12 protein-coding genes are annotated in these 16,446 nt (G+C 64.0%); 10 read left to right on the top strand and 2 right to left on the bottom strand.

The features are described 5' to 3' along the window. Nucleotides 1–118: 118 nt before the first annotated feature. Both AB2N08_RS17310 and AB2N08_RS17305 read right to left on the bottom strand, forming a co-directional pair. Nucleotides 119–1,690 carry a S1C family serine protease gene (locus tag AB2N08_RS17310; protein WP_367612140.1) on the bottom strand — a complete coding sequence of 524 codons (1,572 nt, stop codon included), beginning with the start codon at nucleotides 1,688–1,690 and terminating at the stop codon, nucleotides 119–121. A gap of 105 nt (nucleotides 1,691–1,795) precedes the next feature. Next, the gene (locus AB2N08_RS17305; protein WP_367612139.1) at nucleotides 1,796–2,581 is read right to left on the bottom strand and encodes a class I SAM-dependent methyltransferase; all 786 of its coding nucleotides are present in this window, start codon (nucleotides 2,579–2,581) and stop codon (nucleotides 1,796–1,798) included. 351 nt (nucleotides 2,582–2,932) lie between these two features. Between AB2N08_RS17305 and AB2N08_RS17300 the strand changes: the two genes are divergently transcribed. The 10 genes from AB2N08_RS17300 (at nucleotide 2,933) to AB2N08_RS17255 (ending at nucleotide 16,196) form a co-directional block, all read left to right on the top strand. Continuing rightward, nucleotides 2,933–4,567 carry a TldD/PmbA family protein gene (locus AB2N08_RS17300; protein ID WP_367612138.1) on the top strand — a complete coding sequence of 545 codons (1,635 nt, stop codon included), beginning with the start codon at nucleotides 2,933–2,935 and terminating at the stop codon, nucleotides 4,565–4,567. Nucleotides 4,568–4,580: 13 nt separating this feature from the next. Next, complete coding sequence (locus AB2N08_RS17295) at nucleotides 4,581–5,915, top strand: TldD/PmbA family protein (protein WP_367612137.1); 1,335 nt, start codon at nucleotides 4,581–4,583, stop codon at nucleotides 5,913–5,915. A gap of 158 nt (nucleotides 5,916–6,073) precedes the next feature. Continuing rightward, complete coding sequence (locus tag AB2N08_RS17290) at nucleotides 6,074–7,711, top strand: TldD/PmbA family protein (protein ID WP_367612136.1); 1,638 nt, start codon at nucleotides 6,074–6,076, stop codon at nucleotides 7,709–7,711. A 10-nt stretch (nucleotides 7,712–7,721) separates the two neighbouring features. After that, a complete protein-coding gene (locus tag AB2N08_RS17285; RefSeq protein ID WP_367612135.1) occupies nucleotides 7,722–9,059 on the top strand; it encodes a TldD/PmbA family protein in 1,338 nt (445 codons plus the stop codon). Between the two features lie 15 nt (nucleotides 9,060–9,074). Then, complete coding sequence (locus AB2N08_RS17280; protein WP_367612134.1) at nucleotides 9,075–9,698, top strand: DUF4159 domain-containing protein; 624 nt, start codon at nucleotides 9,075–9,077, stop codon at nucleotides 9,696–9,698. A gap of 3 nt (nucleotides 9,699–9,701) precedes the next feature. Next, the gene (locus tag AB2N08_RS17275; RefSeq protein ID WP_367612133.1) at nucleotides 9,702–10,706 is read left to right on the top strand and encodes an AAA family ATPase; all 1,005 of its coding nucleotides are present in this window, start codon (nucleotides 9,702–9,704) and stop codon (nucleotides 10,704–10,706) included. Between the two features lie 14 nt (nucleotides 10,707–10,720). Further along, nucleotides 10,721–11,605: a DUF58 domain-containing protein gene (locus AB2N08_RS17270; RefSeq protein ID WP_367612132.1), complete on the top strand. Its 885-nt coding sequence runs from the start codon at nucleotides 10,721–10,723 to the stop codon at nucleotides 11,603–11,605. Between the two features lie 7 nt (nucleotides 11,606–11,612). Beyond that, a complete protein-coding gene (locus AB2N08_RS17265; protein ID WP_367612131.1) occupies nucleotides 11,613–12,596 on the top strand; it encodes a BatA domain-containing protein in 984 nt (327 codons plus the stop codon). Then, complete coding sequence (locus tag AB2N08_RS17260; RefSeq protein WP_367612130.1) at nucleotides 12,580–14,664, top strand: hypothetical protein; 2,085 nt, start codon at nucleotides 12,580–12,582, stop codon at nucleotides 14,662–14,664. The genes AB2N08_RS17265 and AB2N08_RS17260 overlap by 17 nt, the downstream gene beginning before the upstream one ends. Beyond that, on the top strand, nucleotides 14,661–16,196 hold the full coding sequence (locus tag AB2N08_RS17255; protein WP_367612129.1) for a hypothetical protein: 1,536 nt from the start codon (nucleotides 14,661–14,663) through the stop codon (nucleotides 16,194–16,196). The genes AB2N08_RS17260 and AB2N08_RS17255 overlap by 4 nt, the downstream gene beginning before the upstream one ends. Nucleotides 16,197–16,446 lie beyond the last annotated feature (250 nt).

The raw sequence follows: 16,446 nt of genomic DNA, 5'->3' as shown, positions 1-16,446 counted from the left end.
TGCTCGTCGGACTGGGATTCCCGCCTTCGCGGGAATGACGGGCGGGGGACGTGGCCACGTCGATTGAAACGTCGTTCCCGCGAAGGCGGGAACCCAAGTCTGCATGAGCCGCGATAGCTTATTTACGCCCCCACACCTTCATCATGTCATCCGACCCCTGCGACCTGACCCCGTTGTCCGACAGGATGCCTTCGGTCGCATCGAGCGTCGCCTGGCGCGGCAAGATCATCGTCTCGCCATAGCGCTGGTCGAACTTCAGCACGATCTGCTCGTCCTTCAGATCCCGCAGCACTTCCACCAGGTGCGCCAGGCTGCGCACCGGCTTGCCATTGACCGACTCCACCACCGAGCCAAAGCGGTTGCTGTAGCCGCTTACCAGCTTGTGCGGGAAGAATGGCGCGCTGATCACCACCAGCTCTTCGCGCTCCGGCGTCGGCGAATCCCCGCGCTGCGTCACCAAAGGATTCGCGTTGAACGCAAACGCATTCATGCCAGGCGCGCTGCCGCTGACAAAGCCCATGAATTCACTCGTCGCGCGCGAGAAAACGATCGGGCCGTAGATGAAGTACGACGGGTAGCCGCCGTCCAGATCCGGGATCAGCAAGGGCCGCGCACCGGTCGCCGGCACCTCGACCTTCATCGGCTTGCCGCCGCGGATGATCGTCATCGGCACCTTGCCGTTCTTCGCCACCTGCTGGATGCGGTACTGGAAGCGCACGCGCAGGCTCGCGCCCAGCTTGACCATCGCCTGATTATCGATCGCGTGCTCGCCGATGTGCGTGATGACGTCCCACTCCTTCAGCGGCCATGATGCATCAGTGCGATACGGCCGGTGCACAACGGCGCCCTCCACCGATTTATCGAGCTTGAGGTACTGGCGCAGCGCCGGGCTTTCCAGTGTCTGCACGCTGTCGTGCAAGAGCGGCTTGCCGTCGTAGGCGCCGTCGGCCACGTCGCGCAGGAACAGTTCGATCTCTTCGTTCGGGATCACGTAGCCGATGCTCTGCGCATTGGTCACGTTGGCGAACGCCAAGCCGATCATGCGCTCGCCTGCGATCACCGGGCCGCCGCTGTTGCCCGGGTTGATCGGCGCATCGATCTGGATGCGCAGGCCCGAGCTGAAGGCGCCGTAGTTGACGAATTCAACGCGCGAGATGATGCCGGTGGTGGTCGAGAGCGAGTTGCCGCCAACCGGATAGCCGTAAGCGAACACCTGCTGGCGCACGTCCGGCAGCACGGCGGCACGCGGCACCGGCGGGCGCTTGTCGAAGAACGACGGGTCGTCCAGTTCCAGCACCGCCAGATCGAGCCCGCGCGCCAGCGCGATGACCTTGGCCGACACCTTGTCGCCCGACTGGCTGGCCTGCACCTCGACCTGGCTGGCGTAGCCCACCACGTGGGCATTGGTCAGGATACGCTTGCCCTCAATGATGACGCCCGAACCCGTGACGGCCGCGGGGGCAGACTTGGTCCAGGGTTTGTACGGGTCGGGGCGGCGCACGGTGGCGAAAATCTTCACGACCGAATTTTCGACCGCAGGCAGGGCGGGGGCGGGCGTGGTGGTGCGGGAGGCGGCGGGAACGGCCGGTGTGGGGACAGTGGTGGGCGGTGCCTCTGGCGGCACAACTTCCTGGGCATGCAGCGCGCCGGACACGGCCAGCACGAGAACGGCAAATCGCAGAGTCTTCATGGTTTCCTTCGGTTGCGCGAGGCGGATATCAACCGGAAGAATATACACGTCCGCTGCAAAAGAACCTACGGGGAAGACCGTGGCCTTCCCCGTCATGCACTCTGCTTATTTTTTCACGAACTTGAGCGTCATGCGATCGCTCTCGCCGATCGCCATGTACTTCTCGCGATCCTTGTCCTTGTTGGCCAGCACCGGCGGCAGCGTCCACACGCCTTTTTCATGGTCTGCGGTGTCCTTCGGATTGGCGTTCACTTCCGACTTGGCTGCCAGCTTGAAGCCTGCCAGGTCGGCCATGCGGATCACATACGCTTCGTGCATGTAGCCGCTCGACGCTTTGGCATCCTGCGTCATCTTGGCCGGCAGGCGGTGCTCGACCACACCCAGCACGCCGTTCGGCTTCAGGACCTTGTGCACTTCTTTCAGCGTGGTGACCACGGCTTCGTCGCCCGAACCGAGCCAGTTGTGCAGGTTGCGGAAGGTGACGACCATGTCGGCGCTGTTCGGCGCGCCCAGCTCAAAACGCGTGGGCGGCTCGAATACCACCGGCATCACCTTGTCATACACCTTGGCGTCGGCAGCCAGCTTGTCGCGATAGGCCTTGCCGCCGCGGGATTCAGGCGAACCGGCAGCGCCCAGCAGCTTGCCGTTGTCGCGCAGGTAGGGCGCCAGGATCTCGGTGTACCAGCCGCCGCCCGGGGAGAGTTCGATGACCGTCATGGTCGGCTTGATGCCGAAGAAGCTCAAGGTTTCGTAAGGGTGGCGAAATGCGTCGCGGGCCTTGTTGGCGGCAGCGCGGTGTTCGCCGGCGATGGCGGATTTCAGGGCGTCGTCCGCGTGGGCGGCGCCGGCCATGCCGGTTGCCAGCAGCGCGGCCAGGATCAATCGTTTCATCGTGCGAGGTCTCCAGGATGGTTGACGACGGCGGTGCGCCGTCGTCGCCGCGCTGATGATCCGGCAGGCACGGCGCACAGTCAAGCATTCGTCACATATGCATATGCATGCAGCGTTCTTGCCAGTCATGACGGTTCGCGCGAAAGAAAAGAAGCTACACAAAGTACGTACAAAATTGTGCATTGAGGTGGCACAACAATTGCCTATTCAAAGTCTTAAGTTACTGCTATGGTTGCGCGGTTTGTCACGGTTTCATCTGTCATACAACCAAAACATAAGAGCTGTAATTACAAGAGCGGCCCGAGCTGTTTGCGGACCCGCTGCCCGGACGAAGGTTATTCAGGAGATCTCATGGAACGCCGTACCTTTCTTAATCTCAGCAGCGGTGTAGCCGCGTCGATGCTGCTGCCTTTCGGACGCGCCATCGCTGCCGAAGAACTCACCAGCAGCATGCCGGTGGCCGCCAAGAAGGCGCTGGCCGACGTTGCGCTCAATGCCGCCACCAAGGCCGGCGCCAGCTACGCCGACGTGCGCATCGGCCGCTACCTCAACCAGTTCATCACCACGCGCGACCTGAACGTCGAAAACGTGGCCAACACCGAGTCCGCCGGGGTTGGCGTACGCGTGATCGTGAACGGCGCCTACGGCTTCGCGGCGACATCCGACATGTCGACCGACGGCATCGCCAACGCCGCGCGCCAGGCCGTGGCGATCGCCAAAGCCAACGCCAAGCTGCAGACCGAACCGGTGCGCCTCGCACCAGTCAAGGGCGTGGGCGACGTTTCGTGGAGCACGCCGATCAAGAAGGACTGGCGCACCGTGCCGATCGCCGAGAAGACCGACATGCTGATCGCCGCCAACAAGGCCGGCATGGAAGGCGGCGCGAACTTCATGCAGTCGATGCTGTTCCAGGTGAACCAGCAGAAGTACTTTGCCTCGACCGACGGCTCGTACATCGACCAGGACGTGCATCGCCTGTGGGCGCCGCTGTCGGCCACCGCCGTCGACAAGGCCACCGGCAAGTTCCGCTCGCGCGACGGCCTCAGTTCCCCGGTGGGCAAAGGCTACGAGTACTTCGATGCGCGTCCCGAACACAAGATCAAGGCAGCCGGCGGCATCGCCACGCTGTACACCGACTCGTATGACATCGTCGAAGATGCCCGCGCCGCCGGCCGCGACGCCAAGCGCAAGCTGACCGCAAAGTCGGTCCAGCCGGGCAAGTATGACCTGATGCTCGCGCCCGAACACCTGTGGCTGACCATCCACGAGAACGTCGGCCACCCGACCGAACTCGATCGCGTGCTGGGCTTCGAAGCCAACTACGCCGGCACCAGCTTCGCCACGCTCGAGAAGCTGCAATCGAAGACCTTCAAGTACGGCGCGCCGATCGTCAACATCTTCGCCGACAAGACCACGCCTGGCTCGCTCGGCGCCATTGGTTTCGACGACGAAGGCGTGCAGTCGAAGCGCTGGGACATCATCAAGGACGGCATCCTGGTCAACTTTCAGGCCACGCGCGACCAGGCCCACATCATCGGCGAAAAAGAATCGCACGGCTGCTCGTATGCGGACGGCTGGAACACGGTCCAGTTCCAGCGCATGCCGAACGTCTCGCTCGCACCGGGCAAGACCAAGCTGACGCCTGACCAAATGGTCAAGGGGATCAAGAAGGGCATCTACATCGTCGGTGACGGTTCGTTCTCGATCGACCAGCAGCGCTACAACTCGCAGTTCGGCGGCCAGCTGTTCTACGAAATCAAGGACGGCAAGATCGGCCAGATGCTGGAAGACGTGGCCTACCAGTCGAACACCCAGGAATTCTGGGGCGCCTGCAGCGCCATCTGCGATGAGCGCGACTGGCGCATGGGCGGTTCGTTCTTCGACGGCAAAGGACAGCCGCCGCAGATCAGTATCGTCTCGCATGGTTCGTCGACCACGCGTTTCAATGGCATCAATGTGATCAACACCGCTCGCAAGATCGGCTAAGGCAGGGACGCACATGAGCATTCTCACTCAGGAACAAACCAAGCGCATCACCGACCGCGTGCTGTCGCTGACCAAGGCCGACGAGTGCATCGTCAACATCGAGGGCAACCGCATCGGCAATATCCGCTTCGCGCGCAATGCCGTCTCCACCGCCGGCCTGGCCGACGACACCCGCATCCAGGTGCAGGTGGCCTTCGGTAAAAAGCAGGGCACCGCCACCGTCAACGAATTCGACGACAAGTCGATCGAGCGCGCGGTGCGCCGCGCCGAAGACCTGGCACGCCTGGCGCCGGACAATCCGGAATTTATTCCTGCCATCGCCAAGACCGCCTATAAACCATCGGATACGTTCGTGCAGAAGACCGCCGACATCGATCCGGAATACCGCGCGCAGGCTGCGGCCTACGCCATCGAAGGTTGCCGCAAGCGCGGCCTGGTCTCGGCCGGCTTCTTCACCGACCGCACCAGCTTTGAAACCATCGCCAACTCGAATGGCCTGTTCGGCCACCAGGTCGCGACCTCGCTCGACTTCACGCTGACGGTGCGCACCGAAGACGGCCGCGGTTCGGGCTGGGTCAAGCGCTCGGCGCGCGACGTCACCAAGTTCGACCCACGCGAAGCGGCTGAAATCGCGATCGAGAAGGCACTGCGCTCGGTCGACGCCAAGGCGCTCGAGCCGGGCCGCTACACGGTCATCATGGAACCGGCCGCCACGTCCGACCTGCTCAGCTTCATGCTGAACGGCTTCGATGCGCGCCGCGCCGATGAAGGCCGCAGCTTCCTGTCGAAAGCCGGCGGCAAGAATCGTTTGGGCGACAAGCTGTTCGACCAGCAGGTCAACATCTGGTCCGACCCGTGGGACAAGGATGTCGCCGTGCTGCCGTGGGACGACAATATGCTGCCGCGCGAGCGCGCCGACCTGGTCAAGGACGGCAAGATCAATGCGCTGAACTACTCGCGCTACTGGGCGCAGCAGAAGAACCAGCGCGCCGTGGGCGCGGCCGGCAACATCATCATGGCCGGCACCAACAAGACGACCGAAGAGCTGATCGCCAACACCAAGAAGGGCGTGCTGGTCACGCGCACCTGGTATATCCGCATGGTCGATCCGCAATCGGTGCTGCTCACGGGCCTGACGCGCGACGGCACGTTCTACGTTGAAAACGGCAAGATCAAGCACCCGATCAAGAACTTCCGTTTCAACGAGAGCCCGGTGTCGATGCTGAACAATATCGAGGAAATCGGCAAGCCGGTAGTGATCGGGGCGGATGAAGCGCGCTACTCGATGCTGATCCCGTCGATGAAGATCCGCGACTTCAACTTCACGTCACTGTCGGACGCGGTGTAAGTACCAACAGCCTCAAGACCGTCGTTCCCGCGGAGGCGGGAACCCAAGTTTTCATGAGCCGCCACGACGCATGCAAACTTAGGTTCCCGCCTTCGCGGGAATGACGTGCAGGCGCTAACACAAGCGCCTCAGCAAACGTATACGCGAACGGACAACACATGGAACGTCGAAAATTCCTGCATATCGGCGCCGGCACTGCTGGCGCCATGCTCATTCCCGTCTTCGGCAACGCCATCGCGGCCGAAGACCTGCTCAATCCCATGGCCGCCAGCGCCAAGAAAGCCCTGGCCGACACCGCGATGAACGCGGCCACGCAGGCCGGCGCGACCTACTGCGACGTGCGCATCGGCCGCTACCTGAACCAGTTCATCATCGCGCAAGACCTGAACGTCGAGAGCATCAACAACACCGAATCGAGCGGCGTCGGCATCCGCGTGATCGCGGGCGGCGCCTACGGCTTCGCCTCGACCAACAGCATGACGGTCGACGGCGTCGCAACCGCTGCGCGCCAGGCCGTGGCGATCGCCAAGGCCAACGCCCGGCTGCAGACCGAACCGGTGCGCCTGGCGCCGGTCAAGGGCGTCGGCGAAGTATCGTGGGCCACGCCGCTGAAAAAGGATTGGCGCACGCTGCCGGTGAAGGAAAAAGCCGACATGCTCATCGCCGCCAACAAGGCCGGCCTGGATGCAGGCGCGAACTTCATGACCGCGTCGCTGTTCCAGATCAACCAGCAAAAGTACTTTGCCTCCACCGACGGCTCGTACATCGACCAGGACATCCACCGTCTGTGGGCGCCGATCAATGCCACTGCCGTTGACAAGAAGACCGGCAAGTTCCGTTCGCGCGGCGGCCTGGGCGCCCCGGCGTCGATGGGCTATGAATACTTCGACGCGCGCGCCGAGAACAAGGTGCGCGCCGCCGGTGGCGTCACGACCTTGTACAAGAACGCTTACGACATCATTGAAGATGCACGCCTGGCCGGCAAGCAGGCGCGCGAAAAGCTGTCGGCCAAGTCGGTCGAGCCGGGCAAGTACGACCTGGTACTGAGCCCCGACCACCTGTTCCTGACCATCCACGAAAACGTCGGCCACCCGACGGAGCTAGACCGCGTGCTCGGCTATGAAGCCAACTACGCCGGCACCAGCTTCGTGGGCCTCGACAAGTGGGAGTCGAAGAAATTCAAATATGGTGCCGACCGCGTCAATTTTGTGGCGGACCGCACCACGCCTGGTTCGCTGGGCCTGATCGGCTACGACGACGAAGGCGTGCCGGCCAAGAAGTGGGACATCATCCGCAACGGCATCCTGGTGAACTATCAGGCCACACGCGACCAGGCCCACATCATCGGCGAAAAGGAATCGCACGGCTGCTCGTACGCCGACAGCTGGAGCACGGTGCAATTCCAGCGCATGCCGAACGTCTCGCTCGAGCCGGGCAAGGCGCGCCTGACGCCCGACGAAATGGTAGCCGACGTCAAGAAGGGCATCTACATTCTGGGCCGCGGGTCGTACTCGATCGACCAGCAGCGCTACAACTTCCAGTTTGGCGGCACGCTGTACTACGAGATCAAGAACGGCAAGATCGTCGCGCCGCTCGAAGACGTGGCGTATCAGGCCAATACCCAGGAATTCTGGAATGCCTGCTCGAGCATCTGCGACGAGCGCGATTGGCGCATGGGCGGGTCCTTCTTCGATGGCAAGGGCCAGCCAAGCCAGGTGAGCGCGGTCTCGCACGGTTCGAGCACCACGCGCTTCAACGGCATCAATGTCATCAACACCGCACGCAAGATTGGCTGAGGAAACCAAGATGAAAGCGCTCAATCAGGAACAAGCAAAACGCATCACCGACCGCGTGCTCGCCATGTCGAAAGCCGACGAGTGCACCGTGTCGATCGAAGGCAGCCGTGTCGGCAACGTGCGCTTCGCGCGCAACAGCGTCTCGACCGCCGGCCTGACCGAAGACATGCAGCTCGTCGTGCGCGTGGCCTTCGGCAAACGCAGCGGCACCGCCATGGTCAACGAGTTCGACGACAAGTCGCTTGAAAAAGCCGTGCGCCGCGCCGAAGAACTGGCGCGCCTGTCGCCGGAAAACCCGGAGTTCATGCCGGCGATTACGAAGCAGGAATACCGCGCGACCAGCACCTTCGTGCCGGCCACCGCCGCGATCGACCCGGACTTCCGGGCCTCGGTCGCCGCCACCAGCATCGAGATGGCGCGCGCAAAAAAACTGGTCACCGCTGGCTTCTTCACCGACAGCACGCGTTTTTCGACCATCGCCAATTCCAACGGCGTGTTTGGCCACCAGGACTTTACCGACCTGTCGTTCAGCCTTACCGCGCGCACCGAAGATGGTCGCGGTTCGGGCTGGGTCACCCGCGCGGCAGTCGATGCGGCGCGCTTCGATGCGCGTGAAGCGTCGGAGATCGCCATTGAGAAAGCGCTGCGCTCCGTCGAAGCGCGTTCGCTGGAGCCGGGCCGCTACACGGTGATCCTGGAGCCGGCGGCGACGTCCGAAATCCTCGGCAATATGTTCAGCGCGTTCTCGGCGCGCCAGGCCGACGAAGGCCGCAGCTTCCTGGCCAAGAAGGGCGGCGGCAACCGCCTGGGCGACAAGCTGTTCGACAGCCAGGTCAATGTGTGGGCCGACCCGTGGGACAAGGATGTACCGGTCGCGCCATGGGACAACGAATCGCTGCTGCCGCGCGAACGCACCCAGATGATCAAGGACGGCCGCATCGCCTCGCTGGAATACTCGCGCTACTGGGCGCAAAAGACCGGCAAGCGCGCCACCGCAGGCCACGGCAACATGATCATGGCCGGCGGCACCAAGTCGCTGGAAGAGCTGATCGAAGGGACCAAGAAGGGCATCGTCGTCACGCGCACCTGGTATATCCGCATGGTCGATCCGCAGTCGCTGCTGCTCACGGGCCTGACCCGCGACGGCACGTTCTACGTCGAAAACGGCAAGATCAAGTACCCGCTCAAGAACTTCCGCTTCAACGAAAGCCCGGTCACGATCCTGAATAACATCGACGAACTGGGCAAGCCGCAGATCATCGGTGGCGACGAAGTGCCGTTCCAGATGGTGCTGCCGCCAATGAAGGTGCGCGACTTCAACTTCACGTCGCTGTCGGACGCGGTCTGACGGCAGGGCACGGACATGGCCAGTTTTGACTTCTACTTCACGCGCCTGATGTACGAATCGGGCAACTGGGATGTGGATGTCCGCATGCCGAGCAACGTGCTGAACTCCCTGGTGGAGTACACCACGTTGCGGGTCGATACGACGGAACGCATGGTGGCCTTGTCCGACCCGAAGATGCTGCAGGCGCCGTTCTGCTACCTGGCCGGCCACAAGCTGGTGCAGTTCACGCCAGCAGAGCGGCGCAACTTCGAACAATACGTGCGCGGCGGCGGTTTTGTCTTTGTCGACGACTGCAACCACGACATCGACGGCTTGTTCGCCAAGTCGTTCGAGGCCGAGATGGCGAAGATCTTCGGCCTGAACGCGATGAAGAAGATCCCGAATACGCATCCGTTGTACTCGTGCTTCTTCAAGTTCGAGGACGGCCCGCCGACCACCGGCATGGAGCTCAACGGCTGGGGCGACGATCTGGTGCACGAATACCTGAAGGCGATCGAGATTGGCGGGCGCGTGCGCGTTCTGTACTCGAACAAGGACTATGGCTGCGAGTGGGATTACGACTTCCGCAACAAGCGTTTCCTGGCGGTCGACAACACCCGCTTTGCGGTCAATATCATTCAATATGCGTTGGGAGCATGATCAGTGGCCGAAAGTACTTCAATAGCTTGGGATGAACAGGAAATCGCCGCGTTGACGGCGAAAGTGGGCGAACTCAAAGCCAGCATGGCGCGCGTGATCATCGGCCAGGAAGACGTCGTCAACCTGCTCGTCACGTGCCTGCTGGCGGGCGGCCACGCGCTGGTCGAAGGCGTGCCGGGACTGGGCAAGACCCTGCTCGTGAAATCGCTGGCGCAGGCCACCGACATGCAGTTTCGCCGCGTGCAGTTCACGCCCGACCTGATGCCGTCGGATATCGTCGGCACCGAGATCCTCGAAGAAGACCAGGCCACGCGCCAGCGCGCGTTCCGCTTCCAGCCAGGTCCGGTATTCACGCAAGTGCTGCTGGCCGACGAGATCAACCGCGCGCCGCCGAAGACGCAATCGGCGTTGTTAGAGGCGATGCAGGAACGCTCGGTGACGTTCGCCGGCCAGACCCACAAGCTGCCGCGCCCATTTTTTGTGCTGGCCACGCAGAATCCGATCGAGCAGGCCGGCACCTATCCGCTGCCCGAAGCGCAGCTGGACCGCTTCCTGCTGCGCATCGACGTCGTGTACCCGACCGAGGACGAAGAAGTGCTGATGGTCTCGCGCACCACGCACGCCGGCTTGCAGGACGCCGAACCGGTGATGGATGTCGCGACCTTGCTGCGTCTGCAGCAGCTGGTGCGCGACATCGAGATCGGCGAGCACCTGGTGCGCTACGCCACGCGCCTGGTACGCGCCACGCGCCCGAGCGAAACGACGGTGGATGCAGTGAAAAAGCATATCGGCTGGGGCGCCGGCCCGCGCGCCGGCCAGGCGCTGGTGCTGGCATCGAAAGCGCGCGCGCTGATGCAGGGCAGGCTGGCAGTAACCCGAGATGACATCGGCGCGATGCTGCTGCCGGTGCTGGCGCACCGCGTGCTGCGCAACTTCGAGGCCGAGGCGGACGGCATCGCCATCGCCGACGTGCTGCAGGCGCTGTACCGCGAGATCAAGGTGTCGTAATTGGTGAGCGCAGAATGTCGTTAGCCAATACGGCGCTGATCGCGCACACGACAAAACTCGACCTCGTGATCCGCCACGTGCTGGCCGGGCTTGGGCACGGCATCCACACCGGGCGCGAACGCGGCGCGGGTGTCGAGTTCTCCGAGTACCGTTCGTATGTGCCTGGCGACGAGTGGCGCCGCGTCGACTGGAAGCTGGCCGCGCGCGCCGACCGCTATTTTGTACGCGAGGCGGAGCGCGACAGCCACGTGGCGGTCTGGCTCATTCTCGACGCGAGTGCGTCGATGGCGGAGCCAAGCCGCAGCGTGGAAGGCGTCGATAAGCTGACCTATGCGCGCACGCTGCTGGCCTGCGTCGCTGCCATCGCGCAGCGCCAGGGCGATGCGTTCGGCCTGATCATCCTGAGCGACGGCAAGGTGACGTTCACGCCGGCCAATCGCGGCCCGCGCCACCTGCAGCGCGTGCTGGCCCAGCTTCAACGCGTTTCTGCGCTTGGTCAGCTTCCCGATGCGGCAACGCTCAAGGCGAGCCTGCATTTTGCTTTATCGCCAAGCGCAATCTACGCGGCGAGCGACCTGCTCGACTGGCCGTCGCCGCTGTCGCTGGCCCTGACCCGGCTGCGCCAGATGCGCCACGACGTACGCGTGCTGTGCCTGCAGACGCAGGCCGAGATCGACGCCAGCTTTCCAGATACGCAGGCCTACCGCGACCCGGAGCACGAAGAAGGTGTGTTCCGCTTTGGCGCCGATCTGAAGGAAGGCTACCGCCGCAACCGCATGGAACACTTCAACCAGGTGACAGCGCAGTGCCGCAAGAATGACATGCCGCTGACGCTGGCCGCGATCGAGCAGGCGCCCGGCGACGTGCTGCGGCGCTGGCTGCGCCGGCCATCGAGGTAATACCGATATGAACGCACTCTGGTGGTTCGCTTTACCCATCTTGCTGCTGCCGATCTGGTGGCACCGGCGCAAGCGCGTCCAGAACCAGGCGGCGCTCATGGCCACTGCGCGCTTCCTGCCGCGCACCGAGCCGCGCCAGACGCGCGTGTGGCGCTGGAGCGATCCGCTCTTGCTCTTGGCCCGCCTTCTGTTGCTGGCTTGCCTGATCGCCTGGCTGGCCGATCCCGTGTATCCATGGCGTGGCGATACGGTCGTTGTCGCGAACGGCGCGGATTCCGCCTGGGTCGAGCGTGAAGTCACGCAGGCCGGACTGGTTGGGGCCGAACGCGTGACGCTACCGGCCGCGCGGGTTTTGAGCTGGGTGCACACGCACGAGCGCGAATGGGCCAGTGATGCACGGCTGCTGGTGCTGGGCGACGTGCCGATGCCCGCGGCGAAACCGGTGTTCGGCCGCGAGGTAACGGTGCGCACGCAGCCGACTGCGCCAAGTAAGGCGGAGCGGCACGTGTACATCGCCAGCGAGCGCGCTCAAGCCTGGCGCCGTCTGTTCGCGGCGCAGGACGGCGTCGAAAAGATCGTCGTGGATGACACCCCTAGCGCCGCGCTCGACCTGATCATCTGGGACCGTGCTGAGGCGCCGCCCGCGACACTGCGCGCCTCGCTGTGGTGGGTGACCAACCCGGCGGCGTTCCCTGAACTGGCGAAAGCGCCCACACTCGATGGCTTGCAGTACGCCGACAGCGCGCGTGGCCGCCTGTGGCACCATCCCGCATGGCCGCCGCAGACTGTCGATGCCGCGCGCACGCTGCTCGACACCTGGCAGCACCTGCACATCGGGCCGCGTCCTTATACGATGGCGTCGCAAGTGTTCCCGGCCTCGAAAGGCGCCAATGCGCCCGAGCCGAGCGGCGCGTTGCGCGACATCCTGCTGGCCATCCTGGTTGGCTTATTTGTAATTGAAAGGAGTCTCACGCATGCACGGAGGCGTTGAGATCACCAGGCGCGTATGGCGCGCAGCCCAGCTGCGCCGCATGCCGTTGTGGATTGGCGGGGCCTTGCCCTGGCTGGCTATCCCGTCCGGCCCCGGCTTGCTTGCCTGGGCTGGCTGGTGCGCGCTGGACTGGGTCAAGCTGCGCCGCCGCGTCGCGTATGAATGGCCCGCATGGCTCGATGGCGCGGTGCCCGAGATGGAGGATAGCGCGGCCCTGCTCGACGCCGCCGATACGCCGATCGCGCGCCTGCAGCAGCAACGGCTGTTCGCTCGGCTCGATGCAGCCGTAACGCGCCAGCAGCTGCGCCAGATCGCGCGCCAGCATGTGTCCATTGGCGTGCCGATCATCCTGGTGAGCGCGGTACTGGCGGCGATGGTGTGGTATGCGACAACGCGGCCGTCGGAAGAGGGCGCGATCACGCCGCCAAGCCCAGTCAGCAGCGCAACGGCCGCCACGCTGGCTGGTCTGAACATCAAGCTCGCGCCGCCCGCCTACACCGGCGTGGCCGCATCCGAATCCGCACCGCGCGACTTGCAGGTGCCGGAGCAGACGGTCGTGACGTGGTGCCTGACCGGGGGCACGGGCGGCAACAACAAGATCGAATTGGGCAATGGCGAGGTGCTCGAGCCGGGCGAGCAATGCGCGCGTTGGACGGCGACCGAATCGGTGGTGTGGCGCTGGCGCGGCGCGCGCCACACGCTGCGCGTGATTCCCGATGCGCCGCCCGAGATCACCATCAGCGCGCCGACGCAGATGATTCAGGATCTGCGCGACAATGCGACCAGCACCACGATGACGGTCCAGGTGAAGGACGACTATCGCATCAGCCGCGCGACGCTGCACATGACGCTGGCGCAGGGCAGTGGCGAGAACGTGCGCTTCACGGACCGCGAAATGCCGCTGCCGGCATCGAACAATCCAAAGCTGCGCAACTGGTCGAAGCAGTGGGCGTTGAGCGAACTGGCCATGGAGCCGGGCGACGAGTTGTACTTTTTTGTGCGCGCGACGGACAACGCAGGCCGCGCGCAGACGGTGCAGTCGCCAACGTACACCGTGCGCCGTCCGGCGCCGGAGCAGGAAGCCGAGGAAGAGAGTGCCGCGATGCCGTCGCTGGTAAAGCCGGCGTCGCTGCGCAGCCAGCGGCAGATCATCATCGACACCGAACAGCTGATCGCCGACATGCGCAGCACGAAGATGGCGGCTGCCGACGTGCGCGACCGCAGCGAGCGGATCGGCGACGACCAGGCGCAGTTGCGCCGTCGTTACGGCCAGTTCCTGGGCGAAGAGTCGACGCTGTTCGGCGAAGAAGCCGCGAAGGCCCCGAGTGCCGCAGAGACGCCCGCTGAAGAGGAAGGCCACGAGGGCCACGGTCACGCGCCGGGTGGACATGACCATGACCATGGCGAGCAGAATCAGCGCAAGGGTGGCATCGTCAATGAAACACAGCAGATCCTCGAAACGTACGGCCACGCGCACGACGAAGCCGAGAACGCGACGATGTACGACGAAGGCACCAAGAAGGTCCTGCGCCGCGCACTGGTCGCGATGTGGGACGCCGAAAAATCGCTGCGCGCGATCACGCCGAAAAGCGCGCTGGCGCCGGAACACAAGGCGTTAGAAGCGATCAAGGAGCTGCAGCAGGCCGAGCGCATCTATCTGCACAAGACCGCGTTCACGCCGCCACCAATCAAGGAAGAAAAGCGCATGACGGGCGAGATGGACGGCGCCGCGAGCTATCGCCGCACGCAGGCGGATCACGAAGCGCCGCTGCCGGAAGACCTGCGCACGCTGGTGGGGGCGCTCTCTGGCGAGGCAGCACTGCCGGCGCTGTGGATGCGCACCGTGAATGACTGGGTGCGCACGCGTATTGGTCAAGACGAGCAGCGCCTGGCGGCGCAGCGCGCGATCCAGGACGTGGCCGACGGCTGCATCGCTTGTCGCCCGGTGCTGCGCGCGTGGTTGCGTGCAGGCGCAGGGGAGGGGCAGGTGCTGTTGCAGGCCAAGACCAGCGTCGATACGGCGTTTGCACGTAGCTGGCGCGAGTCAGGTGGAGCAGTCAAACCATGAACCAGAATTGGCTCATCGCCGTTATCGCACTGACGGGCCTCGTCAGCGCCGGGCTGTATCTGCGCCGGCGCCAGTGGATCGATGCGTTGCTGATTGTCGTGGCGGCGGGCAGTCTGGGGCTGTTCGCGATGGAGCTGCGCATGCCGGGCGAGGCAGGCCGCACGCTGGCCATCGATCCGGCGGCGCCACCGGCGTCACTGGAGGGTGTGAGCAGCCTGACCTTGACGGGCGATGGCCTGCGCGCGGCAGAATGGAACGATCTCCCGGCACGGCCGTTGCGCTGGGAAGCACCACGGGGCGGGGCGCTGCGGCTGGAGTTTCCGAGCCAGGTGGCGCTGGGGCGTCTGTTCACGCTGACGATCAAGCGTGAAGACAAGGGTGACGCGCGGTTGGAGCTGCTGGCCGAGAATGGGCAGAGCATCGCGCAGGCGCGTGGCAATGGCGACCTGCGCGTGGAGTGGATGCCGCCGGTGGCCGAGCGCGTGGTACTCAAGGCGCGGCTGCTCGATGCCAAGGACAAGGTGATTGCAGAAGGGCCGATTCCGTTCATCGTGCACGAGCCGGCGCCGCTGAAAGTCGTTGGCCGCTTCAGCGCACCGTCGTTCGACCTGCGGGTGCTGAACGACATGATGACCACCAGCGGTGCGCTGCTCGACTGGCAGGTGACGCTGGGCCGCGCGATCACGCGCACCGAAGCGCCGCGCGAAGAGATGGCGTCGCCGAATTTGATGGTGATCGATGCTGTGCGTTTTGAAAGGATGGCGGCGGGGGAACGCACGGCTTTGTTAGGACGCGTCGCCGATGGCATGCCGCTGCTGGTGTTGGGCGGGAATGCGAACGATCCAGGCGTGTGGTCGCGGACGCTGCAACTGCCGCTGCGCGCGCAGCCGTTGGGTGCGAAGATCGACGCGCCACTGGAAATGCCGGTGGCGTCGCTGCTGCCGGTTTCGCGCGATACCGGTCCGTGGACCGGTTCCGAGAATATGGTCTGGACCCGCGACTGGCAAAGAGGCCGCATCGCCTGGCTCGGTGTGACGGAATGGCATCGTCACGCGATCGCCAAACCGCGCGCGCTGACGCTGTGGTGGCAGGGTGTGCTGGACCGCGTGGGTGTCGAACAGGCGCAGCAGACTGAATGGCTGGCCCCGGGTGAGATGCCGTTGACAGGGCAGCGCCTGGAAGTGTGCGCACGTGGCGTCGATGGTCAGGTTACGTTCCCGGACTTGAAGCAATCGCTGGGCTGGCAACGGCGTGGGGATCGCACTGACACATCATGCGTAGCATTCTGGCCGCGACAATCGGGCTGGCTGCAGATGCAAGACCAGAAAGCCGGTGCGAATGCGATCTACGTGTACGCCGCGAACGACTGGCCGCAATGGCAGTCGGCACAGTCGCGCGACGCAACCGCACACTACATGGCCCGGTCGCAGATCAAAGCCGAAGATGGACCAACCCGCCCGATACCATCGTGGCCGTTCGCGCTTGCCTTCACCGCCTTATTGATGACGTTGTGGTGGCGGGAACGGCGCTGAAGAAAAAGCCAGTGTCAAAAAAAGCCGGTGTCAGGTCTGACATTCGGACACGGCCTCGACATTAGCAAACGTCAGCGAAACAAGCGGAGTATCTGCGTCAAGATCGATCATGAAGACGAACGGTGGTTTTGCACTTTCAACAGCGAAATGAGCGGCTATTGACGAGGTCGTGTCCGAATGTCAGACCTGACACTCGCTGTTTATTGAAGAGGTCGTGTCCGAATGTCAGACCTGACACTCGCTGTTTGAA

The organism is Massilia aurea (assembly GCF_040790145.1).
GTDB classification, from domain to species: Bacteria; Pseudomonadota; Gammaproteobacteria; order Burkholderiales; family Burkholderiaceae_D; genus Telluria; species Telluria aurea_C.
This window is presented reverse-complemented; position numbering and strand designations above follow the sequence as displayed.

What these genes read in the sequence shown, in the direction of transcription:
- AB2N08_RS17310 (WP_367612140.1), bottom strand. Translation starts at nt 1,690, where the DNA reads ATGAAGACTCTGCGATTTGCCGTTCTCGTGCTGGCCGTGTCCGGCGCG.
- AB2N08_RS17305 (WP_367612139.1), bottom strand. Translation starts at nt 2,581, where the DNA reads ATGAAACGATTGATCCTGGCCGCGCTGCTGGCAACCGGCATGGCCGGC.
- AB2N08_RS17300 (WP_367612138.1), top strand. Translation starts at nt 2,933, where the DNA reads ATGGAACGCCGTACCTTTCTTAATCTCAGCAGCGGTGTAGCCGCGTCG.
- AB2N08_RS17295 (WP_367612137.1), top strand. Translation starts at nt 4,581, where the DNA reads ATGAGCATTCTCACTCAGGAACAAACCAAGCGCATCACCGACCGCGTG.
- AB2N08_RS17290 (WP_367612136.1), top strand. Translation starts at nt 6,074, where the DNA reads ATGGAACGTCGAAAATTCCTGCATATCGGCGCCGGCACTGCTGGCGCC.
- AB2N08_RS17285 (WP_367612135.1), top strand. Translation starts at nt 7,722, where the DNA reads ATGAAAGCGCTCAATCAGGAACAAGCAAAACGCATCACCGACCGCGTG.
- AB2N08_RS17280 (WP_367612134.1), top strand. Translation starts at nt 9,075, where the DNA reads ATGGCCAGTTTTGACTTCTACTTCACGCGCCTGATGTACGAATCGGGC.
- AB2N08_RS17270 (WP_367612132.1), top strand. Translation starts at nt 10,721, where the DNA reads ATGTCGTTAGCCAATACGGCGCTGATCGCGCACACGACAAAACTCGAC.
- AB2N08_RS17265 (WP_367612131.1), top strand. Translation starts at nt 11,613, where the DNA reads ATGAACGCACTCTGGTGGTTCGCTTTACCCATCTTGCTGCTGCCGATC.
- AB2N08_RS17260 (WP_367612130.1), top strand. Translation starts at nt 12,580, where the DNA reads ATGCACGGAGGCGTTGAGATCACCAGGCGCGTATGGCGCGCAGCCCAG.
- AB2N08_RS17255 (WP_367612129.1), top strand. Translation starts at nt 14,661, where the DNA reads ATGAACCAGAATTGGCTCATCGCCGTTATCGCACTGACGGGCCTCGTC.